At 68.8% G+C, this 18,600-nt stretch carries 16 protein-coding genes; 7 read left to right on the forward strand and 9 right to left on the reverse strand.

Features of this window, described 5'->3' with window-relative positions; translation table 11 throughout:
- The 4 genes from prfB to ACT6QK_RS05135 form a co-directional block, all read right to left on the reverse strand.
- Nucleotides 1–1,123 (reverse strand): peptide chain release factor 2 gene (gene prfB / locus ACT6QK_RS05120; RefSeq protein ID WP_444596732.1). Its coding sequence is split into 2 segments (ribosomal slippage): nucleotides 1–1,053 and nucleotides 1,055–1,123, totalling 1,122 coding nucleotides; the frame shifts between segments, so codons are not numbered across the junction.
- A 75-nt stretch (nucleotides 1,124–1,198) separates the two neighbouring features.
- Nucleotides 1,199–3,595, reverse strand: a complete 2,397-nt coding sequence (locus ACT6QK_RS05125; RefSeq protein ID WP_444596759.1) for a penicillin-binding protein 1A — start codon at nucleotides 3,593–3,595, stop codon at nucleotides 1,199–1,201.
- Nucleotides 3,596–3,702: 107 nt separating this feature from the next.
- Nucleotides 3,703–4,401, reverse strand: a complete 699-nt coding sequence (locus tag ACT6QK_RS05130) for an exonuclease domain-containing protein (protein WP_444596733.1) — start codon at nucleotides 4,399–4,401, stop codon at nucleotides 3,703–3,705.
- A gap of 60 nt (nucleotides 4,402–4,461) precedes the next feature.
- Nucleotides 4,462–5,685: an N-acetylmuramoyl-L-alanine amidase family protein gene (locus ACT6QK_RS05135; RefSeq protein WP_444596734.1), complete on the reverse strand. Its 1,224-nt coding sequence runs from the start codon at nucleotides 5,683–5,685 to the stop codon at nucleotides 4,462–4,464.
- A gap of 459 nt (nucleotides 5,686–6,144) precedes the next feature.
- Between ACT6QK_RS05135 and ACT6QK_RS05140 the strand changes: the two genes are divergently transcribed.
- From ACT6QK_RS05140 to ACT6QK_RS05150, 3 genes are all read left to right on the forward strand, one after another.
- Nucleotides 6,145–8,808, forward strand: a complete 2,664-nt coding sequence (locus ACT6QK_RS05140) for an Rne/Rng family ribonuclease (RefSeq protein WP_444596735.1) — start codon at nucleotides 6,145–6,147, stop codon at nucleotides 8,806–8,808.
- Nucleotides 8,809–8,871: 63 nt separating this feature from the next.
- A complete protein-coding gene (locus tag ACT6QK_RS05145) occupies nucleotides 8,872–10,338 on the forward strand; it encodes a M48 family metalloprotease (RefSeq protein WP_444596736.1) in 1,467 nt (488 codons plus the stop codon).
- Nucleotides 10,339–10,357: 19 nt separating this feature from the next.
- On the forward strand, nucleotides 10,358–11,158 hold the full coding sequence (locus tag ACT6QK_RS05150) for a thioredoxin domain-containing protein (RefSeq protein ID WP_444596737.1): 801 nt from the start codon (nucleotides 10,358–10,360) through the stop codon (nucleotides 11,156–11,158).
- A 6-nt stretch (nucleotides 11,159–11,164) separates the two neighbouring features.
- Here ACT6QK_RS05150 and ACT6QK_RS05155 read toward each other — a convergent pair whose 3' ends face one another.
- The 3 genes from ACT6QK_RS05155 to thiS all read right to left on the reverse strand — a co-directional run bounded on the left by ACT6QK_RS05155 (nucleotide 11,165) and on the right by thiS (nucleotide 14,000).
- The gene (locus tag ACT6QK_RS05155; protein WP_444596738.1) at nucleotides 11,165–12,871 is read right to left on the reverse strand and encodes a hypothetical protein; all 1,707 of its coding nucleotides are present in this window, start codon (nucleotides 12,869–12,871) and stop codon (nucleotides 11,165–11,167) included.
- Between the two features lie 75 nt (nucleotides 12,872–12,946).
- Nucleotides 12,947–13,741 carry a thiazole synthase gene (locus tag ACT6QK_RS05160; protein WP_444596739.1) on the reverse strand — a complete coding sequence of 265 codons (795 nt, stop codon included), beginning with the start codon at nucleotides 13,739–13,741 and terminating at the stop codon, nucleotides 12,947–12,949.
- A gap of 61 nt (nucleotides 13,742–13,802) precedes the next feature.
- Entirely contained in the window at nucleotides 13,803–14,000 is a 198-nt protein-coding gene (gene thiS, locus ACT6QK_RS05165) for a sulfur carrier protein ThiS (RefSeq protein WP_444596740.1), read from the reverse strand.
- 199 nt (nucleotides 14,001–14,199) lie between these two features.
- On the opposite strand from thiS, the gene ACT6QK_RS05170 reads away from it, so the two are divergent.
- From ACT6QK_RS05170 to aat, 4 genes are all read left to right on the forward strand, one after another.
- Nucleotides 14,200–14,682, forward strand: a complete 483-nt coding sequence (locus ACT6QK_RS05170; RefSeq protein WP_444596741.1) for a type II 3-dehydroquinate dehydratase — start codon at nucleotides 14,200–14,202, stop codon at nucleotides 14,680–14,682.
- 17 nt (nucleotides 14,683–14,699) lie between these two features.
- On the forward strand, nucleotides 14,700–15,203 hold the full coding sequence (gene accB, locus ACT6QK_RS05175; RefSeq protein ID WP_444596742.1) for an acetyl-CoA carboxylase biotin carboxyl carrier protein: 504 nt from the start codon (nucleotides 14,700–14,702) through the stop codon (nucleotides 15,201–15,203).
- Nucleotides 15,204–15,212: 9 nt separating this feature from the next.
- Nucleotides 15,213–16,565 carry an acetyl-CoA carboxylase biotin carboxylase subunit gene (accC, locus tag ACT6QK_RS05180; protein WP_444596743.1) on the forward strand — a complete coding sequence of 451 codons (1,353 nt, stop codon included), beginning with the start codon at nucleotides 15,213–15,215 and terminating at the stop codon, nucleotides 16,563–16,565.
- 175 nt (nucleotides 16,566–16,740) lie between these two features.
- Entirely contained in the window at nucleotides 16,741–17,418 is a 678-nt protein-coding gene (gene aat, locus ACT6QK_RS05185; RefSeq protein ID WP_444596744.1) for a leucyl/phenylalanyl-tRNA--protein transferase, read from the forward strand.
- Nucleotides 17,419–17,424: 6 nt separating this feature from the next.
- Here the strand turns inward: aat and ACT6QK_RS05190 are convergent, their stop codons facing one another.
- Together ACT6QK_RS05190 and ACT6QK_RS05195 are read right to left on the reverse strand one after the other, a co-directional pair.
- Nucleotides 17,425–18,072, reverse strand: coding sequence for a DUF2155 domain-containing protein (locus ACT6QK_RS05190; RefSeq protein ID WP_444596745.1), 648 nt, complete (start codon nucleotides 18,070–18,072; stop codon nucleotides 17,425–17,427).
- A complete protein-coding gene (locus ACT6QK_RS05195) occupies nucleotides 18,069–18,461 on the reverse strand; it encodes an NADH:ubiquinone oxidoreductase subunit NDUFA12 (RefSeq protein WP_444596746.1) in 393 nt (130 codons plus the stop codon). The genes ACT6QK_RS05190 and ACT6QK_RS05195 overlap by 4 nt, the downstream gene beginning before the upstream one ends.
- Between the last annotated feature and the right edge of the window lie 139 nt (nucleotides 18,462–18,600).

Raw genomic sequence — 18,600 nt, forward strand, 5'->3', positions numbered from 1 at the left:
CTAGTCGGTGACGCTGCCGCGCGTCTCGCCGACCCGGGCGGCCAGGGCCGCGCCCATGAACTGGTCCAGATCGCCGTCCAGGACGCCCGCCGTATCCGAGGTCTCGACCTCGGTGCGCAGGTCCTTGACCATCTGATAGGGCTGCAGGACGTAGGAGCGGATCTGATGGCCCCAGCCGATGTCGGTCTTGGCGTCCGCCAGGGCCTGGGCCGCCGCCTCGCGCCTCTGCAGTTCCAGCTCGTAGAGGCGGGCGCGCAGCATCTTCCACGCCATCTCGCGGTTCTGGTGCTGTGAACGGCCGGCCTGACAGGCGACCACGGTGTTGGTCGGGGTGTGGGTCAGACGCACGGCCGAGTCGGTCTTGTTGATGTGCTGACCGCCGGCGCCCGAGGCGCGATAGGTGTCGGTGCGCACATCCGCCGGATTGATGTCGATCTCGATGGTGTCGTCCACGACCGGCGACACGCCGATGGAGGCGAAGGAGGTGTGCCGCTTGGCCGCCGCGTCATACGGGCTGATGCGGACCAGACGGTGGACGCCTGATTCCGACTTCAGCCAGCCATAGGCGTTGGGGCCCGAGACCAGGATGGTGGCCGACTTGACCCCCGCCTGTTCGCCCTCTTCATAGGCCTCGATCTCGACCTCATAGCCGTGGGCCTTGGCCCAGCGCGAATACATCCGCAGCAGCATGCCGGCCCAGTCGTTGGACTCGGTGCCGCCGGCGCCGGAGTTGACCTCCAGATAGGCGTCGTTGCCGTCGGCCTCGCCGGACAGCAGAGCCTCCAGCTCGGCGCGGGCGGCGCGTTCCTTGATTCCCCGCAGCGACGCGCGCGCGTCTTCCAGCGCGGCCTCGTCGCCCTCTTCATCCGCCATCTCGGCCAGCATCACCCCGTCCTCGAGGTCCTGCTCCATGGCCTTGACGGTGTTGATCTTGGCTTCCAGCTGCGAGCGGTCGCGGCTGACGGCCTGGGCCTCGTCGGGCTTGTCCCACAGCGTCGGGTCCTCGACCCGCGCGTTCAGCTCATCGAGCTTCCTTAGAGCGACATCCCAGTCAAAGTCGCCTCCTGAGCAGAGCGACGCTCTGCTCGATGTCGGCCTTCATGGCCTCGACATCCGGTCTCATCGCGAACTCCTGCGATACGAAAGTGAGCGGCGGACATAGAGGCCCGCCGCCCAAAGGGAAAGGTCTGATCGAAGATCAGTAGAGGCCGCTGAGATCCTCGGCCGGCGGGCGCTGGGGTTGCGGCGGCGGGGGGGCGGCCGTGGGCGGGGCCGCCGCGGCCGGGGTTTCACCGCCGGCCTCGAGCTCTCGCCGGACCACCTCATTATAGTTCTGCGGACCGACAGGCAGGGCGGGATCGACCGGCGCCTGTTCCTCGCGCTGGCGTTCGGTGCCGGGACGGAAGGCCTCCTCGACGCCGTTGACCATCCGGAAGATCGCATTCTTGGGCCGTACGAAGGGCCGGGCGGGCCGCGACTTCAGCGCCGTCTGCATGAACTGGTTGAAGATCGGCACCGGAGTGGTGGCCCCGGTTTCTCCGGAGCCCAGCGAGCGGTTGTCGTCGAAGCCGATGAAGACCCCGACCACGATGTCCGACGAGAAGCCGACGAACCAGGCCGAGCGATAGTCGTTGGTGGTGCCGGTCTTGCCGCCGATCCAGCGGCCGAGGCCCCGGGCGCTGGCGGCCGTGCCGCGCTGGATCACGCCTTCCAGCATGGAACTGATCTGATAGGCGGTGATCGGGTCGAGCACCTGCTGGCCTCGCGGATCGAGGCGCGGCGAGGGCTGGCCGCTGAAACCCCGGCCGCATTCGCGGCAGTTGCGACGGTCCGCGCGCCAGACGGTCTCGCCATTCCGGTCCTGGACGTAGTCGATCAGATAGGGCTCGACGCGGCGCCCGCCGTTGACGAAGGCGGCGTAGGCGGCGGTCATCTGATAGGGCGTCACCTCGCCCGCGCCGAGGGACACGGAGAGGTTCGGCTGCAGCCCCTCCAGACCCATGCGGGCCGACTGATCGACGATCTTCCTCATCCCGACGGCCGAGGCCAGGCGCACGGTCATGACGTTGCGCGACAGCTCTAGCCCCCGCCGCAAGGTCTGGGGGCCGTAGTATTCCCGGCTGTAGTTCTCCGGCGACCAGCGCTGGCCGTTGGGGCCGCCCGCAAAGCTGATGGGGGCGTCCAGCACGATGGAGGCCGGGGTGTACTCGCCCTCCAGCGCCGTGGCGTAGACGAAGGGCTTGAACGCCGAGCCGGGCTGGCGCTTGGCCTGGGTGGCGCGGTTGAAGCTGCTGAGGGCGTAGGAATAGCCTCCGACCATGGCCAGGACCCGGCCCGACTGGGGTTCGATGGCGACGAGGGCGCCGTTGACCGCCGGGATCTGTTTCAGGGCGAACTGACCGCCTCTCGGCTCCACGAAGATGAGGTCCCCGCGCTTCAGGCCGCGTCCGGCGTTGGCCCAGGCCACGTCGGCGCCGATCAGGCTGCCGGTGTCGCCGTCGCGGGCGGTGACGATCTGGACGCTGCCGCCCGAGGCCGCCGTGACGGCCGCCGCGCGCCAGGCCCGGCGTTCCGGCGGAGCCGACTTCTTCAGGGCTGCGGCCTGCCAGCCTTCGGCAAAGTCCGTCTGGCCCCAGGCGCCGCGCCAGCCGTGGCGACGGTCGTAGCTCTCAAGCCCCGTCATCAGGGCGTCGCGCGCCGCCGTCTGAAGCGCCGGGTCGAGGGTCGTGCGCATGTAGAAGCCGCCGGCGTTCAGCGTCTCGCCGATGTCCTTGTTCAGCAGGGCCTGGCGACGCGCCTCCTCCACGAAGAAGTCGGCGTCCTGATACTGGGCCCTGCGGGGGGCGTCCTGGGCGCCGAGGGGGCGCGCCTGGGCCGCCAGCATGTCCGCCTGGGACAGCCAGCCCGCCTGGGCCATCTCACCCAGCACCCAGTCGCGACGACCCTTGGCCGCGCCGGGGTGGCGTTTGGGGTGATAGTTGTTCGGCCCCTTGGGCAGGGCGGCCAGGAAGGCGGCCTGGTCCGGCGTCAGCTGGTTCAGCGACTTGCCGAAGTAGTTGTAGGCGGCCGAGGCCACGCCATACGACCGGTAGCCGAGGAAGATCTCGTTCAGATAAAGCTCGAGAATCTGTTCCTTGGTCAGGGTCGCTTCGAGGCGGCTGGAGAGAATCGCCTCCTTCAGCTTGCGCCCGATGGTCGACTCATTGGTCAGCAGGACGTTCTTGGCGACCTGCTGGGTGATGGTCGATCCGCCCTCAAGGCGTCGCCCGGCGACGAAGTTGAAGATGTTCTTGAACATGGCCCGGCCGAGGCCGGACACGTCGATGCCGCCGTGCTGGAAGAAGTTCTTGTCCTCGGCGGCCAGGAAGGCGTGGATCACAGGCTCGGGGATCTGGTCGTAGGTGACGTAGATTCGGCGTTCGTCCGAGAATTCGCCGATCAGGGTGCCGTCGCCCGCATAGACCCGCGTCGCGGTTGGGGGACGATAGTCCGCCAGTTCGGAGGCGTCCGGCAGATCGTGGAACAGCCAGGCCGCATAGATCGCGACGACCAGGCCGGCCAGGGCGATCGCGCCCAACAGGCCGATGCCCGCCATCACGAACCAGCGTTCGGCAATCTTCACCAGGAACTCCAGACAGACCAATCCGTTCGCCGCCGACGGACGGGCGCAGCGTCTGGTTTAAACCGCGTCGCCCACGCGGGCTAGACAGCTTTTCGCCGGTCAAGCTCGGATCGGGCGGCCGCGACGGCGTCCGCATCCATTTCCGTCTGGGCGGCCATCCATTTCAGGTAGTCGGCGGGCACCTCGCTCCACGGCTTGCGCCGATGCTTGCCGAAGGGCACGACCGCAATGTCGCGTGGGGCGTTGGACCAGGCCAGAAGCTGATCGACGCTCGTTTCCTTCAATAGGTCCATCAGGATGTGGGCCGTGACCCAGGCGTCGGGACCGGCCCGGTGCGCCGGGCCGGCCAGGGCCGGATCGAGTCGAAAGCCCCGCCAGTAGCGCAACACCTGATTGGAGTGACCCGGCGCCTGGGGCCAGGCGGCCTTGGACGCTCTGACGGTGCATATCCACGGCAGGCCGCCCGTGGCCGTGTCGGCGATGAAGCTGCGCTCGAACCGCGCCGAATGGGCGACCATGACGTCGGCGGGTTCGGCGAACATGGCCCTCAGCGCGTATTCGTCGTAGTGCGGGTCGTCAGGGCTGAAATGCTCGGGCGTCAGGTGATGCACGGCCATGGCATGGACGGAAATCTCGCCGCGCGGCCGAAACAGCTTCGACACAGGCGGCAGGGCGCGCCAGCCTTCGCCGTCCGGCACGACATCGACGAAGCCGACCTCGATGATCTCCGAGAATCGGTCCCCGCCGGTGGTTTCCAGATCGACGACTCGAAGGCGCATGCCTTCCAGATAGGCGGAACCCGTGGCCCCCGCGAGAGGCCGGGCCCGTGACACGCCGGATCAGCCGCCTCGGCTGTCGTCGGCCGCGGCGACCTGAAGCGTTTCGGCGCCGTCGCGGAAGTAGCGGTCGATGCTTTCGGCCACCGCCCGCATCAGACGGGCGCGGCGGCGGCTGTCAGCCAGGAGCCGTTCGTCGTCGGGGTTGGTGATGAAGCCCATCTCCAGCAGGACCGCCGGCACGTCGGGGGCCAGAAGGACGGCCAGACCGGCGTCGCGGTGGCTGCGGCGCAGCATGGGATGGTCCGTACCCTCGACATGGCTGAGCAGGACGCGCGCGAACTGGGCCGAGCGGTTCTGGGTCGCGCGCTGGGTGAGGTCCAGCAGGATGCGATCCACCGAGGGATCACGACCCGGCAGGTGCAGGGAGCGGTGCCAGTTGTCGCTGCGCGTCACCTCGCGCACCGCGCGGGTCGCCCCCTGTTCCGACAGCGTATAGACGCTGGCGCCGCGCGTGGCCGGATCGGTCCCGGCGTCGGCGTGCAAAGAAATGAACAGGTCGGCCTTGGCCCGCTGGGCGATGCGCACCCGCTCATAGAGATCGACATAGGTGTCGTTGCTGCGGGTCATGACGACCCGATAGCGGCCCGTGCGCTCCAGCTCGGCCTTCAGGGCCAGGGCCGCCGCCAGGGTGATGGCGCTTTCGTTGTTGTCGGTCCCGCGCGCGCCCGGATCGCGCCCGCCGTGGCCGGCGTCGATGGCGATCAGGGGCTTGTCCGGCCGCACGGACGGCGACGTCGGCCGGGTGTTGGCCACGGCCGGCGTGCGAGCAGGCGTCGGGGCGCCCGCCCTCGCCTTGAGATCGACGACATAGCGATAGTTGGCCACCCCGTCGCCGGGAGGCAGGAGGAAGCGGCGTTCGATCTCGGCCGCCTTGGACAGTTCGAGTTGCACTCGCGACGCCGTGCCCGAGGGCGCCACGCGATAGCCGCGCACGAGGCCGGAACCGTCGCCGGACAGGCCGCGCCCGGGCGCGACCCCGGCCAGGGTCAGGACCACGCGACCGCCCTCGCCCGCCTCGACCACCGCCCCGCGCGCCGAGGCGCCGAGATCCAGGACGACGCGCGTCCGCTCGTCGTCGCCGCCGAAACGGATGCCGAACACATCGCCCGAGGCGCCGCCGGCGATGCCGCGGCCCCCAAAGAAGACGGCAGCACAAAGCACGATGAGGGCCAGGGCCGTCATCATCCACTCTCGCACCCCCCACAGGGCGGTTCTGGAAATCATGCTACCGATCATTCTGACGGGCGACCCACACTTTCGCTAAAGGCCACCTTCGCCCATTGGGGTTGGGATAGAGTTAAGCGACGAAACCTTTTCTTTCGGCTTCGGCATGCCTATGCTTGTGTCCGCTCGCGGAGTGTTCTCGCCTGCCGATCCCTTCGGCGCCGGGTGCGTGATCTCCGTCGGCGCTGACTTTCACCCATCCGATAACGCCGCGAGCCTGGCTCCTGGCGTTTGAAGACCGGCCCATGACGCCGCCGCAAATGGCGCGTTCAGGCCGAGGACCAACCAGACCCATGGGCCCTTTCGCCTGCGTTTCCGCCCGGCTCGACCGGATATCCGATCCGGCCTTCGCCGTGATCGCGCGCGGCATGACGCATCGCCCGGCCCCTCATCCCATTCGGCGAGCCGCCCAAGACCTCAAGACAGGTCCGGCCAGAGCGCGCCAGAGAGAGACCCTTCATGTCAAAGACGATGCTGATCGATGCGGCGCACCCGGAAGAAACCCGGGTCGCCATCGTGGACGGACGCCAGGTTGAGGAGTTCGACTTCGAGTCGAAAACCAAGCGCCAGCTGCGCGGCAACATCTACCTCGCCAAGGTCACCCGCGTAGAACCCAGCCTGCAAGCCGCCTTCGTCGAATACGGCGGCAACCGCCACGGCTTCCTGGCCTTCAACGAAATCCACCCGGACTACTACCAGATCCCGGTCGCCGACCGTGAAGCCATCATGGCCGAGGCGTCGTCCGACGAGGACGAGGCCGACGATCTGGGCCGCGAGAGCGATGACGGCGAGTCAGAGGGCGGCCTGGCCGAAGAAGAGCGTCTGAAACGGCGCCTGATGCGGCGCTACAAGATCCAGGACGTCATCAAGCGCCGTCAGATCCTGCTGATCCAGGTCGTCAAGGACGAGCGCGGCGCCAAGGGCGCGGCCCTGACCACCTGGTTGTCGATGGCCGGTAGATACTGCGTGCTGATGCCCAACACAGGCAAGGGCGGCGGCATCAGCCGCAAGATCACCAACTCCTCGGACCGTCGCCGGCTGAAGTCGGCCGCCGCCGCGCTGGACGTGCCCAAGGGCATGGGGCTGATCATCCGCACGGCCGGCGCCAAGCGGACCAAGGCCGAGATCAAGCGCGACTACGAATATCTGCTGCGTCTGTGGGAAACGATCCGCGAGACCACCCTCGCCTCCCATGCGCCCTCACTGATCTATGAGGAAGAGAATCTGGTCCGTCGCGCCGTGCGCGACATGTTCGACAAGGATTTCGACGGCATCCAGGTCCAGGGCGTCGAGGGCTTCAAGGAGGCGCGCGACTTTATGCGCGTGCTGATGCCGTCACAGGCCAGGAAGGTTCACCTCTATCAGGGCTCCAAGCCCCTGTTCGCCGCGAACGGGATCGAAGACGTTCTGACGGCCATCCACCAGCCGGTGGTGACGCTGAAGTCCGGCGGCTATCTGGTCATCAACCAGACCGAGGCCCTGGTGGCCATCGACGTCAACTCGGGCAAGGCGACCAAGGAACGCAACGTCGAACAGACGGCGTTCAAGACCAACTGCGAGGCCGCCGTGGAGGCCGCGCGTCAGCTGCGCCTGCGCGACCTCGCCGGGCTGGTGGTCATCGACTTCATCGACATGGACGAGTCCAAGAACAACCGGACCGTCGAACGCATCCTGAAGGAAGCCCTGTCGGAAGACCGCGCCCGCATCCAGATGGGCCGGATCTCGGCCTTCGGCCTGATGGAGATCAGCCGCCAGCGTCGCCGCCTGGGCGTGCTGGAGGGCGCCACCGAGGTCTGCCCCCACTGCCAGGGCGCCGGGCGTATCCGCTCGGCCGAATCGGCGGCCCTGATGGTGCTGCGCGCGGTGGACATCGAGGCCGGAAAGAACGGCGCGGGTTCGATCAACCTGCGCGTCTCCACCGCCGTGGCACTCTACATCCTGAACCACAAGCGGTCCTATCTGCAGGCCCTGCTGGAGCAGCGCGGCCTGAACGTCATCATCCAGATCGACGACAGCCTGGCCCAGGGTGAGAGCGCCATCGAGCGCACCGAGACCAACGAGGACTTCGTCGCGCCCGAGCCGGCCATCTCCCTGGCCGACCTCGACGACGACTTCGACGACAGCGCCTTCGCCGATGAGGACGAAGACGAGGACGACGAGGACGAGGACGAAGACGAAGCCGATCTGGAACGCGAGGACACCGACGACGACGAAGCCACGGGTCGCCTCGAGGTCGGCGGCGGGCGTGGTCGTCGCCGTCGCCGTCGCGGCGGACGTCGTGACGAGGAAGCTGGAGAGGCCGCCCCTGCGGTCGGCGAAGCCTCGGATGACGATGACGACAGCGAGAGCGGCCGTCGTCGCCGCCGCGGACGTCGTGGCGGGCGCCGTTCGCGCGAGGACGGAGACGCCCCGGCCGCTTCGGGTTCGGGCTTCTTCTGGGTGCGCGGCCGTACGCCGTCGCTGGACGACCCCTATGTCTGGTTCGACCCGATCAACCCGGCGCGCCCCGAGCGTTCGGCCCCGGCCGCCCGGGCCGAACTTCCCGGCGATGTCGAGGAACGGATCGGCGAGCGTCCCGAGGGTGAGACCCTGGAGCCGACCGGCAACGAAGGCGGCCGTTCGCGTCGCCGTCGTCGGGGTCGCGGTCGTGGCGGCGCCGAGGCGCAACCGCACGAGATCAAGGTCGAGGCCCGCGCCACCAACGAAGGCATGCCGCCGGACGGCTCGCCCGACACGCCGATGGCCGTGGTCCTGCCCGACGTCGAGGCCGAAGCCCCGGCGATCGCGGCCGAGCCCCAGCGCCGCCGTGTGCGCCGTCGCCCGGCCAGCGCCTCGGCCGCGACCACCGAGGTCGATCTGGACACGGCCATCGAGCCGAACGAAGCCGAGCCGACCACGCCGCCCGCCGAACTCGACGTGACCCCGGCCGAGGCCGCCGAGGTTGAGCCGCCGGTCGCGTCAGAACCGGATGCCGAACCGACCCCGGAGCCGGTTTCGGCGCCCGTGGTCGAACATGTCCCCGCGCCCCAGCCCGAGGCCGATCTGTCGGCCATCATCGCAGCGGACCCGGCCCAGATCGCCGCCCCGCCTGAAAAGCCCAAGCGCGGATGGTGGCGCCGCTGAATGGCCGCGATTAGATAGTCGTCTGAGAGATCGGGCGGGGGCCTGCCGTCTGGGGAGTTCGTCTTGAACCGCCTTGTTCGCCACAGTTCTCGCCTGATCGCAGGCCTCGCCGCCGCCCTGACCCTGGTCGGGGCGGCCGGCCAGGCCTCGGCCCAGAGCCTGATCCGCGACACCGAGGTCGAGGGCATCATCCACGAATGGTCGGCTCCGGTGCTGACCGCGATGGGCCTCAATCCCGACGAGGTCGAGATCCTGCTGGTCAACGACCCGTCGCTGAACGCCTTCGCCCTGCGCGGCCGGATCATGGGGCTGAACACCGGCCTGATCGAACAGACCGAGACCCCCAACGAACTGCTTGGGGTCATCGCGCACGAGGCCGGGCATATCAAGAACCGCCACCTGCTGCGCGACGGCGCCCAGAACGCGGGCATGCAGCCCTTTCTGATGACCATGGCGCTCGGGGCCCTGGCCGCCTTGGCCGGCGAGCCCGGCGCCGGAGCCATGCTGATGGCCAACAGCCAGTATTTCGGCACCCTGGGCGCCCTGCGCTATATGCAGGGCCAGGAGGGTGAGGCCGACATCACCGGCGCCCGCGCCCTGGAGGCGGCCGGGGAATCCGGCAAGGGGCTCGTCGATTTCTTCGAGAACTTCCGCGCGCAGGAGGTCTTCTCGGACGAGCGCCGCTATCCCTATTTCCGCAGCCATCCCCTCTCGGGCCAACGGATCGAGGCCCTGCGTCGGCCCGTCGAGGCGGCCTCCCATTACGCAAAGACCGACAGCCCCGAACGACTGGCCCAGCATGCCCTGATGCTGGCCAAGATCCACGCCTTCATGGACGCGCCGACCACCACCCTGCGCGCCTATCCCGAGAGCGACACGGGCTTCCCCGCCCGCTACGCCCGCGCCATCGCCTGGTATCGGGACGGCCAGACGGAGCGCGCCGTCACGGCCGTGGACGCCCTGTTGTCGGAACAGCCGGACAACCCCTACCTGTGGGAACTGCGCGGCCAGATCCTGTTCGAGGAGGGCCGTCCGGGCGACGCCATCGAGTCTCACCAGAAGGCGGTGACCCTGAAGCCGGACGCCCCCCTGCTGCGCATCAACCTGGCCCACGCCCTGATCGAGACCAATGATGCGGCCAATCTGGACCGCGCCGTCGACGAGCTGAAACGGGCCGTGGCGCGCGAGGAGGACAACACCCTGGCCTGGCGGCTGCTGTCCCAGGCCTATGCGTCCCAGGGCAAGGAGGGCGAGGCGCGTCTGGCCTCGGCCGAGGGCTATTTCGCCATGGGCGACAAGGAGCAGGCCACCCAGTTCGCCCTGCGCGCCCGGCCTCTGCTGGATCGCAGCAGCCTGGAATGGCGCCGGGCCATGGACATCGTCCTGGCCTCGGGCGCCACGACTCAGGATATCGAGGATCTGGACGCACGACAGGCGCGTCGTCGTCCGGCGGTGGTGGACCCGTCGGCGGCCAACACGACCCTGACGCCGGCGCAGCCTTCATCCCCGGCGACGCCCCCATCGACCTGAATTCACGGACCCCTGCCGAATGACCGACGCGCCCCCGCCCGCCCCGGAAACCGCCCCGGAGGCGACCAAGCCGACGACCGCCGCCCGCTGGTATTCGGGCCGCAGCGTTCTGGCCCTGGCGGTGTCCGTCGTGGCCCTGGGCTTCGCGGCGGCGCCCTACCTCAGCCCCGAGATCATGGGCCGCAACGTGCGCGCCTATCTGTTGAAACACCCCGAGGTGCTGGACGAGGTGGTCGCCGCGCGCCAGTCGCGCGAGGACGGCGCTCGGGTTCAGACCACCAACGCCGCCGTGGCCGCCAATCCGGCCCTGCTGCGCGCCGATCCCCGCGATCCGGCCTTCGGGCCCGAGAACGCCAAGGTGACGGTGATCGAGTTCTTCGATTTCCGCTGTCCCGGGTGCAAGGCCGTGGCGCCCGACTATGTCCGACTGATCCAGGCCCATCCGGACGTCAGGTTCGTGTTCAAGGACTGGCCGATCCTGGATCGCGGCGACGACGCCGTCTCCCACTACGCCGCCCGCGCCGCCGTGGCCGCGAACCAGCAAGGCAAGTATCTGGAGGTCTATGAAGGCTTGATGGCCGAACCGGCTCTGGACGAGGCGGCGGTGGACCGGGTTCTGGTCGAGCGCGGCGTCGATCTGGCCCGCGCCAAGGCCGCCATGGCCAGCCCCGAGGTCGCCGCCCACCTGGCCGAGATCCAGACCACCGCCATGGCCTTCCGCCTGGTCGGCACCCCGACCTTCCTCGTCAACGGCGAGGCCACCACAGGCATCGCGCCGCAGGAAGTCTTGCGGGCCATCGAGGCGGCGAAGGCAAAGTAGGCCAGGCTACGCCAGCTTCAGGTCCATCGCGCCGCCTACCCACTCCACGCGCGACCGGGCGCGGGCGTCGGCGGCGGCCTGCGCATTGCCCAGCTTCGCCTCTGCCTCGGCCAGGACGAAGTAGCTGTACGGGTCGTTGGGCCAGTCCTTGAGCAATTCCTCGATCTTGGCCTTGGCCCCGGCGGCGTCCCCCTTGGCCAGCAGGGCGGCGGCGAGGCTGCGGCGGGTCGGGTACCAGATGATCGGGGGATCACCACCCTCGCCGTCCCCCATCGCCTGAATGGCGGCGGCGGCGCTGAAGGCGGCGACGGCGGCGTCGTGGTCGCCTTCGATCATGGCGGCGCGTCCTTCCAACACATGCTGGCTCAGCTGGACGAAGCCCTTCTGCTGGTCCTGCATGGGGCCGGCGAAGGTGGTGGCGGCGATGATCGCCTTGATGGCCTCGACCTCGGCGCGGACAGCAGCGGCGTCGCCCGCCCGGGCGGCCGCTTCACCCCGCATGTAACGCCAGGACACGCGCAGCAGGTATTTCTCGGCCGCCGGCTCGGGGATCGAGGCGACCTTGGCCGGATCGGCGAAGCGGCCGTAGATGGCGTAGGCGTTGTTGGCCTGGATGCCGCGCCAGACCGCCGTCGGGGTCATGTCGCCGTAGGTGGCGAGGAACCAGTCGGCGAGGTCGATCCCGCGCTCGGCGCCGCCCGCCATCAGGGCGCCGCCCATGCCGAAGTGGATGTTGTGAGAATGCAGGGGCATGCCCTTCACCCCGCCCTGGGGCCGGGCCAGGCTGTCGTAGCGTTTGTCGAGGGCCACGGCCTCGACATTTGAGTTCATGGCGTCCTTGTAGCGGCCCACGCGATAGAAGGTGTGGGACGGCATGTGGACCAGGTGGCTGGCCCCCGGCGCCAGACGCGCCAGCTTCTCGCCAAAGGGAATGGCATTGTGCGGGTCGTCGGACCATTCGGTCAGGTGGATATAGAGGTGGATCGCGCCCGGATCGTCGGCGTCGACCCGCAGCGAATGCTCGAGCAGGTTCATGGCACGGGTCACGCCCGCCGCCTTGGCCGTGCCGTCCGCGTTCCACCAGTCATAGTCGGTCAGGAGCCAGGCATCGGCTGTGGCGGCCGAGATCAGCAGGTCGTCGGGATTGCGCGTGGCGATCGTATCCATGGCGCGGGCGAACCGCCGCGCGCGGCTGTCCTTGCGGCCCGAATAGCGCTGGATCAGAGCGTCGATCATCCGCTTCTGCGCCGGGGTCGCGTCGCGGGCCAGACGACGGGCCTCGCGCGCGGCCTTCAGAGCAGCAGCCTGGGAGGCGTCGTCCTCGCCGCCGCCGTTCAGATTGGGGCCCAGGGCCCAGGCCTCGCCCCAGGCGCACATGCCGCAGTCCGGGTCCAGCAACCGCGCCTTGCGGAAGGCCCGCACCGCCTCGGTGTGTTCGAAGGCCCAGCGTAGGCGGACACCGTGGTCGAACCAGGCCTGGGCCTCGGGCGTGGCGTCCACCGGCCAGGTCGCCTTGCCGAAGCCGTCGACCATGACCATTCCGGCCACGGGATCGGCGTCGAGCGCCGCGCTGTCGATGGTCCCGGCCGGACCGCAGACCTGGGCGGCGTCGACGGCGGCGATCTCGGCCGCATCCCTTGTCGCATCGGCGACGGCGGCCGGCGCGGCCAGACAGAGCGCCAGAGCCGTGAAGGCCATCAGTGAGTATCGCATGTCGCCTTCCCCCAATCTCGGGAGCGACTTTGACCCGGAAACGGGCTCAGGCCAATGGGGCGTAACGGACCGGCGTCAGATCAGCCCGGCCAGGGGCGACGACGGGTCAGCGTACATCTTCTTGGCCATCCGTCCGGCCAGATAGGCTTCTCGCCCGGCGATGACGGCGTGCTTCATGGCCGAGCCCATCAGGATGGGATCCTTGGCGCCGGCGATGGCCGTGTTGGCGATGACGGCGTCGCAGCCGAGCTCCATGGCGATGGTCGCGTCCGAGGCCGTGCCGACCCCGGCGTCGACCAGCACCGGCACCTTGGCCTGTTCGACGATCAGGCGGATATTGACGCGGTTCTGGATGCCGAGGCCCGAACCGATGGGGCTGGCGGCCGGCATGACGGCGGCGGCCCCCGCCTCCTCCAGCCGTTTGGCCATGACCACGTCGTCGGTGCAGTAAACCATGACGTCGAACCCGTCCTTGACCAGCATGTCCAGCGCCCGGAGCGTCTCGACCATGTCGGGATACAGATGCGCCGAGTTCGACAGCACCTCCAGCTTGACCAGCCCCCAGCCGCCCGCCTCGCGCGCCAGACGCAGGGTCCGCACGGCGTCCTCGCCCGTGAAACAGCCGGCCGTATTGGGCAGGAAGGTGAAGCGGTCCGGCTTCAGATAGTCCACCAGCATGGGCTGGCTGGGATCGGACAGGTTCACCCGGCGCAGGGCCACGGTTACGATCTCCGCCCCCGCCGCCTCAGCCGCTGCGGCGTTCTGGCCGTAGTCGGCGTATTTGCCGGTGCCCACGATAAGGCGCGAGGAGAAGGTCCGACCGGCGACGGTCCAGGTATCTGCGGGGCGAGCGGAAGCGGCTTCGGTCATGACGGTGACCTAGACCCTCGCGGCGCGCGGGGAAACCGGCTGTCGCCCGATTTGATCGAGGTCAGCCTCCGCCGACGAACTGGACCAGCTCGATCCGGTCGCCCTCGGCCAGCGCCGTCGTAGGATGCAGGGATCGGGGAACGATTTCCAGATTGCGCTCCACGGCCACCTTTCGCGGATCGAGGCCGCATTCCAGCACCAGGGCCTGGATCGTATCGGCCGCGACGTCGCGGGCCTCTCCATTCAACTGAATCTGCATGCCCCCCTCTAGCAAAGGCAGCGTCTGGACGCACCCGTGGCGCGCGTGAATGTGGGCTGGCGGAAACCGTACTGGCGCGCGACCTGGAGGGATCCTCAAAGGACGGGTTTGATCCTGGGCGCGGCTCCGCTAAAAGGCCGGCTGATTCCGCCTGATCTCAAACCTGACCCTGCGTCAGGCGCCCCCGCCTCCGGAGCCCATGGCCCAGCCCGTCATCCATGTCCTTAACGGCCCAAATCTCAACCTGCTCGGGGTTCGGGAGCCGGACATTTATGGCCGCGAGACCCTGGCGGACGTGCAGGCGATCTGCGAGCGGGCGGCCGCCCAAGACGGCAGCGGCGCGACGGTGGTCTTTCGCCAGACCAACGACGAGGGCCAGCTGATCGACTGGGTGCAGGAGGCGCGCACCGCCGCCGACGCCCTGGTGCTCAACCCCGCCGGCTATGGCCACACCTCCGTCGCCCTGCTGGACGCGCTGAAGACCCTGTCGATCCCCGTGATCGAATGCCATCTGTCCAACCCCGCCGCGCGCGAGGATTTCCGCCGCCACACCTATGTTTCCCTCGCCGCGACCGGCGTGGTTTCGGGCTTCGGCCCGCAAAGCTATCAACTGGCCGTCACGGCCGCGCTCGGGCTGATATGGGAACGCGGTTTATCCGCCGCCCGTTCGCCTCAAGGATAAGAAGAAGGCTCCATCCCATGGCCGACCCCAAGACCCTCAAGAACGAAACCGAGATCGACGCCGGCCTGGTGCGCCAGCTGGCCGACATCCTGAACGACACCTCCCTGACCGAGATCGAGGTCGAGCGCGGCGAGTTGCGCATCCGCGTGGCGCGCGAGATCGTCGCGGCGCCGGTGATGCAATACGCCGCCGCGCCCCAGGCCGCGCCGGTCGCCGCCGCTGCGCCCGCCGCCGCCGCCCCGGCCTCCATGCCCAGCGACCCGGCTACCATCGTCGCCAAGTCGGGCGAAGAGGTGAAGTCGCCGATGGTCGGCACCGCCTACCTGCAGGCCTCGCCCGAAGCCCCGCCCTTCATCAAGGTCGGCGATGCGGTCAAGAAGGGCCAGACCCTGCTGATCGTCGAGGCGATGAAGACGATGAACCCGATCCAGTCGCCGCGAGACGGGGTCGTGGCCGAGGTGCTGGTCGGGGACGCCCAGCCGGTCGAATACGGCGAGGCCCTCGTCCTGCTGGAAGCGTAAGGCGAGCCGATGTTCACCAAGGTCCTGATCGCCAACCGGGGCGAAATCGCCCTGCGTATCCACCGCGCCTGCAAGGAGATGGGCATCTCCACCGTGGCGGTCCATTCCGAGGCCGACCGTGGCGCCATGTGGGTGCGGCTGGCCGACGAGAGCGTCTGCATCGGCCCGGCTCCGGCGGCCAAGTCCTATCTTAACATCCCGTCGATCATCGCGGCAGCCGAGATCACGGGGGCCCAGGCCATCCACCCGGGCTATGGCTTCCTGTCGGAAAACGCCCGCTTCGCCGAGATCGTCGAGGCCCACGGCATGAGCTTCATCGGCCCCAAAGCCGAGCACATCCGCGTCATGGGCGACAAGATCAGCGCCAAGAAGACGGTGCTGGACGCCGGCATTCCCTGCGTTCCGGGCTCTGACGGCGAGGTCGAAACCGTCGAGGACGCCATCGAGGCGTCGAAAACCATCGGCTTCCCCCTGATCGTCAAGGCGGCGGCGGGGGGCGGCGGACGCGGCATGAAGGTCGCCCTGACCGCCGATGACCTGGTCGAGGCCGTCCAGACCGCCCAGACCGAGGCCAAGGCCGCTTTCGGCAACGGCGCGGTCTATATGGAACGCTATCTCCAGAAGCCCCGCCACATCGAGATCCAGGTCATCGCCGACAGCCACGGCAATGTCGTCCACCTGGGCGAACGCGACTGCTCGTTGCAGCGCCGTCACCAGAAGGTGCTGGAAGAAGCCCCCTCGCCCGCCCTTTCGGCCGAAGGCCGCAGGAAGATCGGCGAGACGGTCAACAAGGCCATCGCCGCCATCGGCTATCTGGGCGTCGGCACCATCGAATTCCTGTGGGAGGACGGCGAGTTCTTCTTCATCGAGATGAACACCCGGCTGCAGGTCGAACACCCGGTCACCGAGGCGATCACCGGCGTCGATCTGGTGCGCGAACAGATCCGCGTCGCCGCCGGACTGCCCCTGTCCTTCACCCAGGACGACATCCATTTCGAGGGCCACGCCATCGAGGTGCGGGTCAATGCCGAAAACCCCGAGACCTTCACCCCCTCGCCCGGCAAGATCACCGACTTCCACGCCCCCGGCGGCCTGGGCGTGCGACTGGATAGCGCTATCTACGCCGGCTATTCGATCCCGCCCTATTACGACAGCCTGATCGGCAAGCTGATCGTCCACGGCCGCGACCGGGCCGAATGCATCGCCCGGCTCAAGCGCAGCCTGAACGAGATGGTCGTCGGCGGCATCGACACCACCATTCCGCTGTTCCAGAAGCTGCTGCAGGAGCCGGACATCCTGTCCGGCGACTACGACATCCACTGGCTGGAAAAATGGGCGGCGAAGCAGAAGACGCCCAGCTGAGATTCATCTCTCCATTCGCGAAGGCGGATGGAGAGGACACGCGCGGCACGCGCCAGGAGGGGGGCGACCCCGCGTCTGACATGATCTCATCGCCCGCCCTGCTGTCTCCTCGCCCCCTCCTGACCGCTACGCGGTCTGTCCTCCCCATCGCCCTGCGGCGATGGAGCGGTGAAGGATGACCGACCCCGGCTTCAGCGCCGAGGGGCCTTTCGGCGGCTTCGGGCCCGAACAGCTTCTGGCCTGCTATGCGCGCGGGGTCTTCCCGATGGGCGAGGCGCGCGACGATCCGCGCGTCTTCCTCGTGGAGCCCGACCAGCGCGGGGTCATACCTCTGGACCGGTTTCATATTCCGACGCGGCTGAAACGCACCGTCCGGGCCGAACCCTTCGAGGTTCGCGTGAACACCGCCTTCGCCGCCGTGGTCGACGCCTGCGCCGCTCCGGGTGCGGGACGCGAGGACACCTGGATCAACGGGCCGATCCGTCGGCTCTATCTGGCGCTGTACGACCTCGGTCATGCCCATAGCGTCGAATGCTGGCGGGACGAGCGACTGGTCGGGGGCCTGTACGGCGTGACCCTGGGCGGCGCCTTCTTCGGCGAGAGCATGTTCAGCCGGGCGACCGACGCCTCGAAGGTCGCGCTGGTGCATCTGGTGGCGCGGCTGAGGCGCGGGGGCTGGAGCCTGCTGGACGCCCAGTTCCTGACCGGACATCTGAGCCAGTTCGGAGCGGTGGAGACGCCGCAGGCGGCCTATCTGCGGCTGCTGAAGGCGGCCTTGAGGGGCGAGCCGGACACGGCCTCCCTCGCTCTGCCGATGACGGGGATAGAGGCGGTCGAACAGGCGATCGCCTGAACCTCCCTATGCCTTGCAGCCGACGACCCAGGCGTCATACAGGGGGTGCTGCAGGCCGCTGACGGCGGGGGTGGAGGCGAACATCCAGCCACGGAAGATCTGGCGCGCCTCGGTTCCCGGCAGGACGCCGCGCGGCTGAAGGCTGACGTCCATATAGGCGATGGCGTCCTCGACCGGCTCGGTCGGCGACGACAGTTCGCAGGCCCGGGCCGTGAAGATCAGGTTGCCGTTGAAGCGGACAGGACGACCGCCGACGACGACCTCGAACCGCATCCGTTCGGCGGTGATCTTGTCGATCGCCTCGACGACCGCCACCCGCAGACGGCGACGCGGCGCGGGGGTGTCGGGCTCGACCACCACCTCGGCCTTCTCCACCTTGGGGGCGGGCTCCTCGACGGCCGTTTCCGGGTCGAGGGTCTCGGGCGTGATAGCCGGAGCGGGAGGCGTAACGGCGACAGGCGCGGCGGGCGCGGGCGTCCCGGCCGGGGCCCCCTCGACCGGCGCCTGCGTACGCAGCAGGTCGCCGATGGGATCGGACGACGGCGTGGCCGGTTGGGGCGTCGCCTGTTGCCAGCCGCCCGCCACGACCGCGCCGCCGGATACGGTCAGGGCCAGACCGACCCCGCCGATCAACAGCGCGCGACGCAGGCTCACTCGGGTTTCCAGGCTTCGTAGTCGCCCGTGGCGGCAGGGCGAACGCCCTCGGCCGCCAGCGAGCCCGGCGGACGCCAGGCCAAAGGCGTGCCGGTCAGGTTCGGCTGGTGGTCCTTCTCCCACCGGCGGCGCGGCAGGGGCGCCTCGGTCGGGGGCTCGTCGAAGGTGTAGTGCAGCCAGCCGTGCCAGTCGGGCGAGACCTTCGAGGCCTCGGCATAGCCGTTGTAGACCACCCAACGGCGCTTGCGGCCGTCATAGCTCTTGGTGTCCCGAGACTGGTAGTAGCGGTTCCCCAACTCGTCCGTGCCGACCAGATTGGCGCGTTTGGCGATGGTGAACAGGGTGCCGATCGTGGCTCCGTTCCACCAGGTGAAGATCTTGTCGAGCACTCGGATGATCCAGTCGGTTCGGCCGCGACGGCGGTCTGCGGCGATGATGCGATCATAGAAAGCGAGCGGCCCTGCGTCCAGCGCGAGCCGCCGCCCATTTGCGTCAACATCTTGGGGGTAAAGGTCTCCACGAACGCTA

Origin of the sequence: Brevundimonas sp. (assembly GCF_052436175.1) — a bacterium.
Taxonomy (GTDB): domain Bacteria; phylum Pseudomonadota; class Alphaproteobacteria; order Caulobacterales; family Caulobacteraceae; genus Brevundimonas.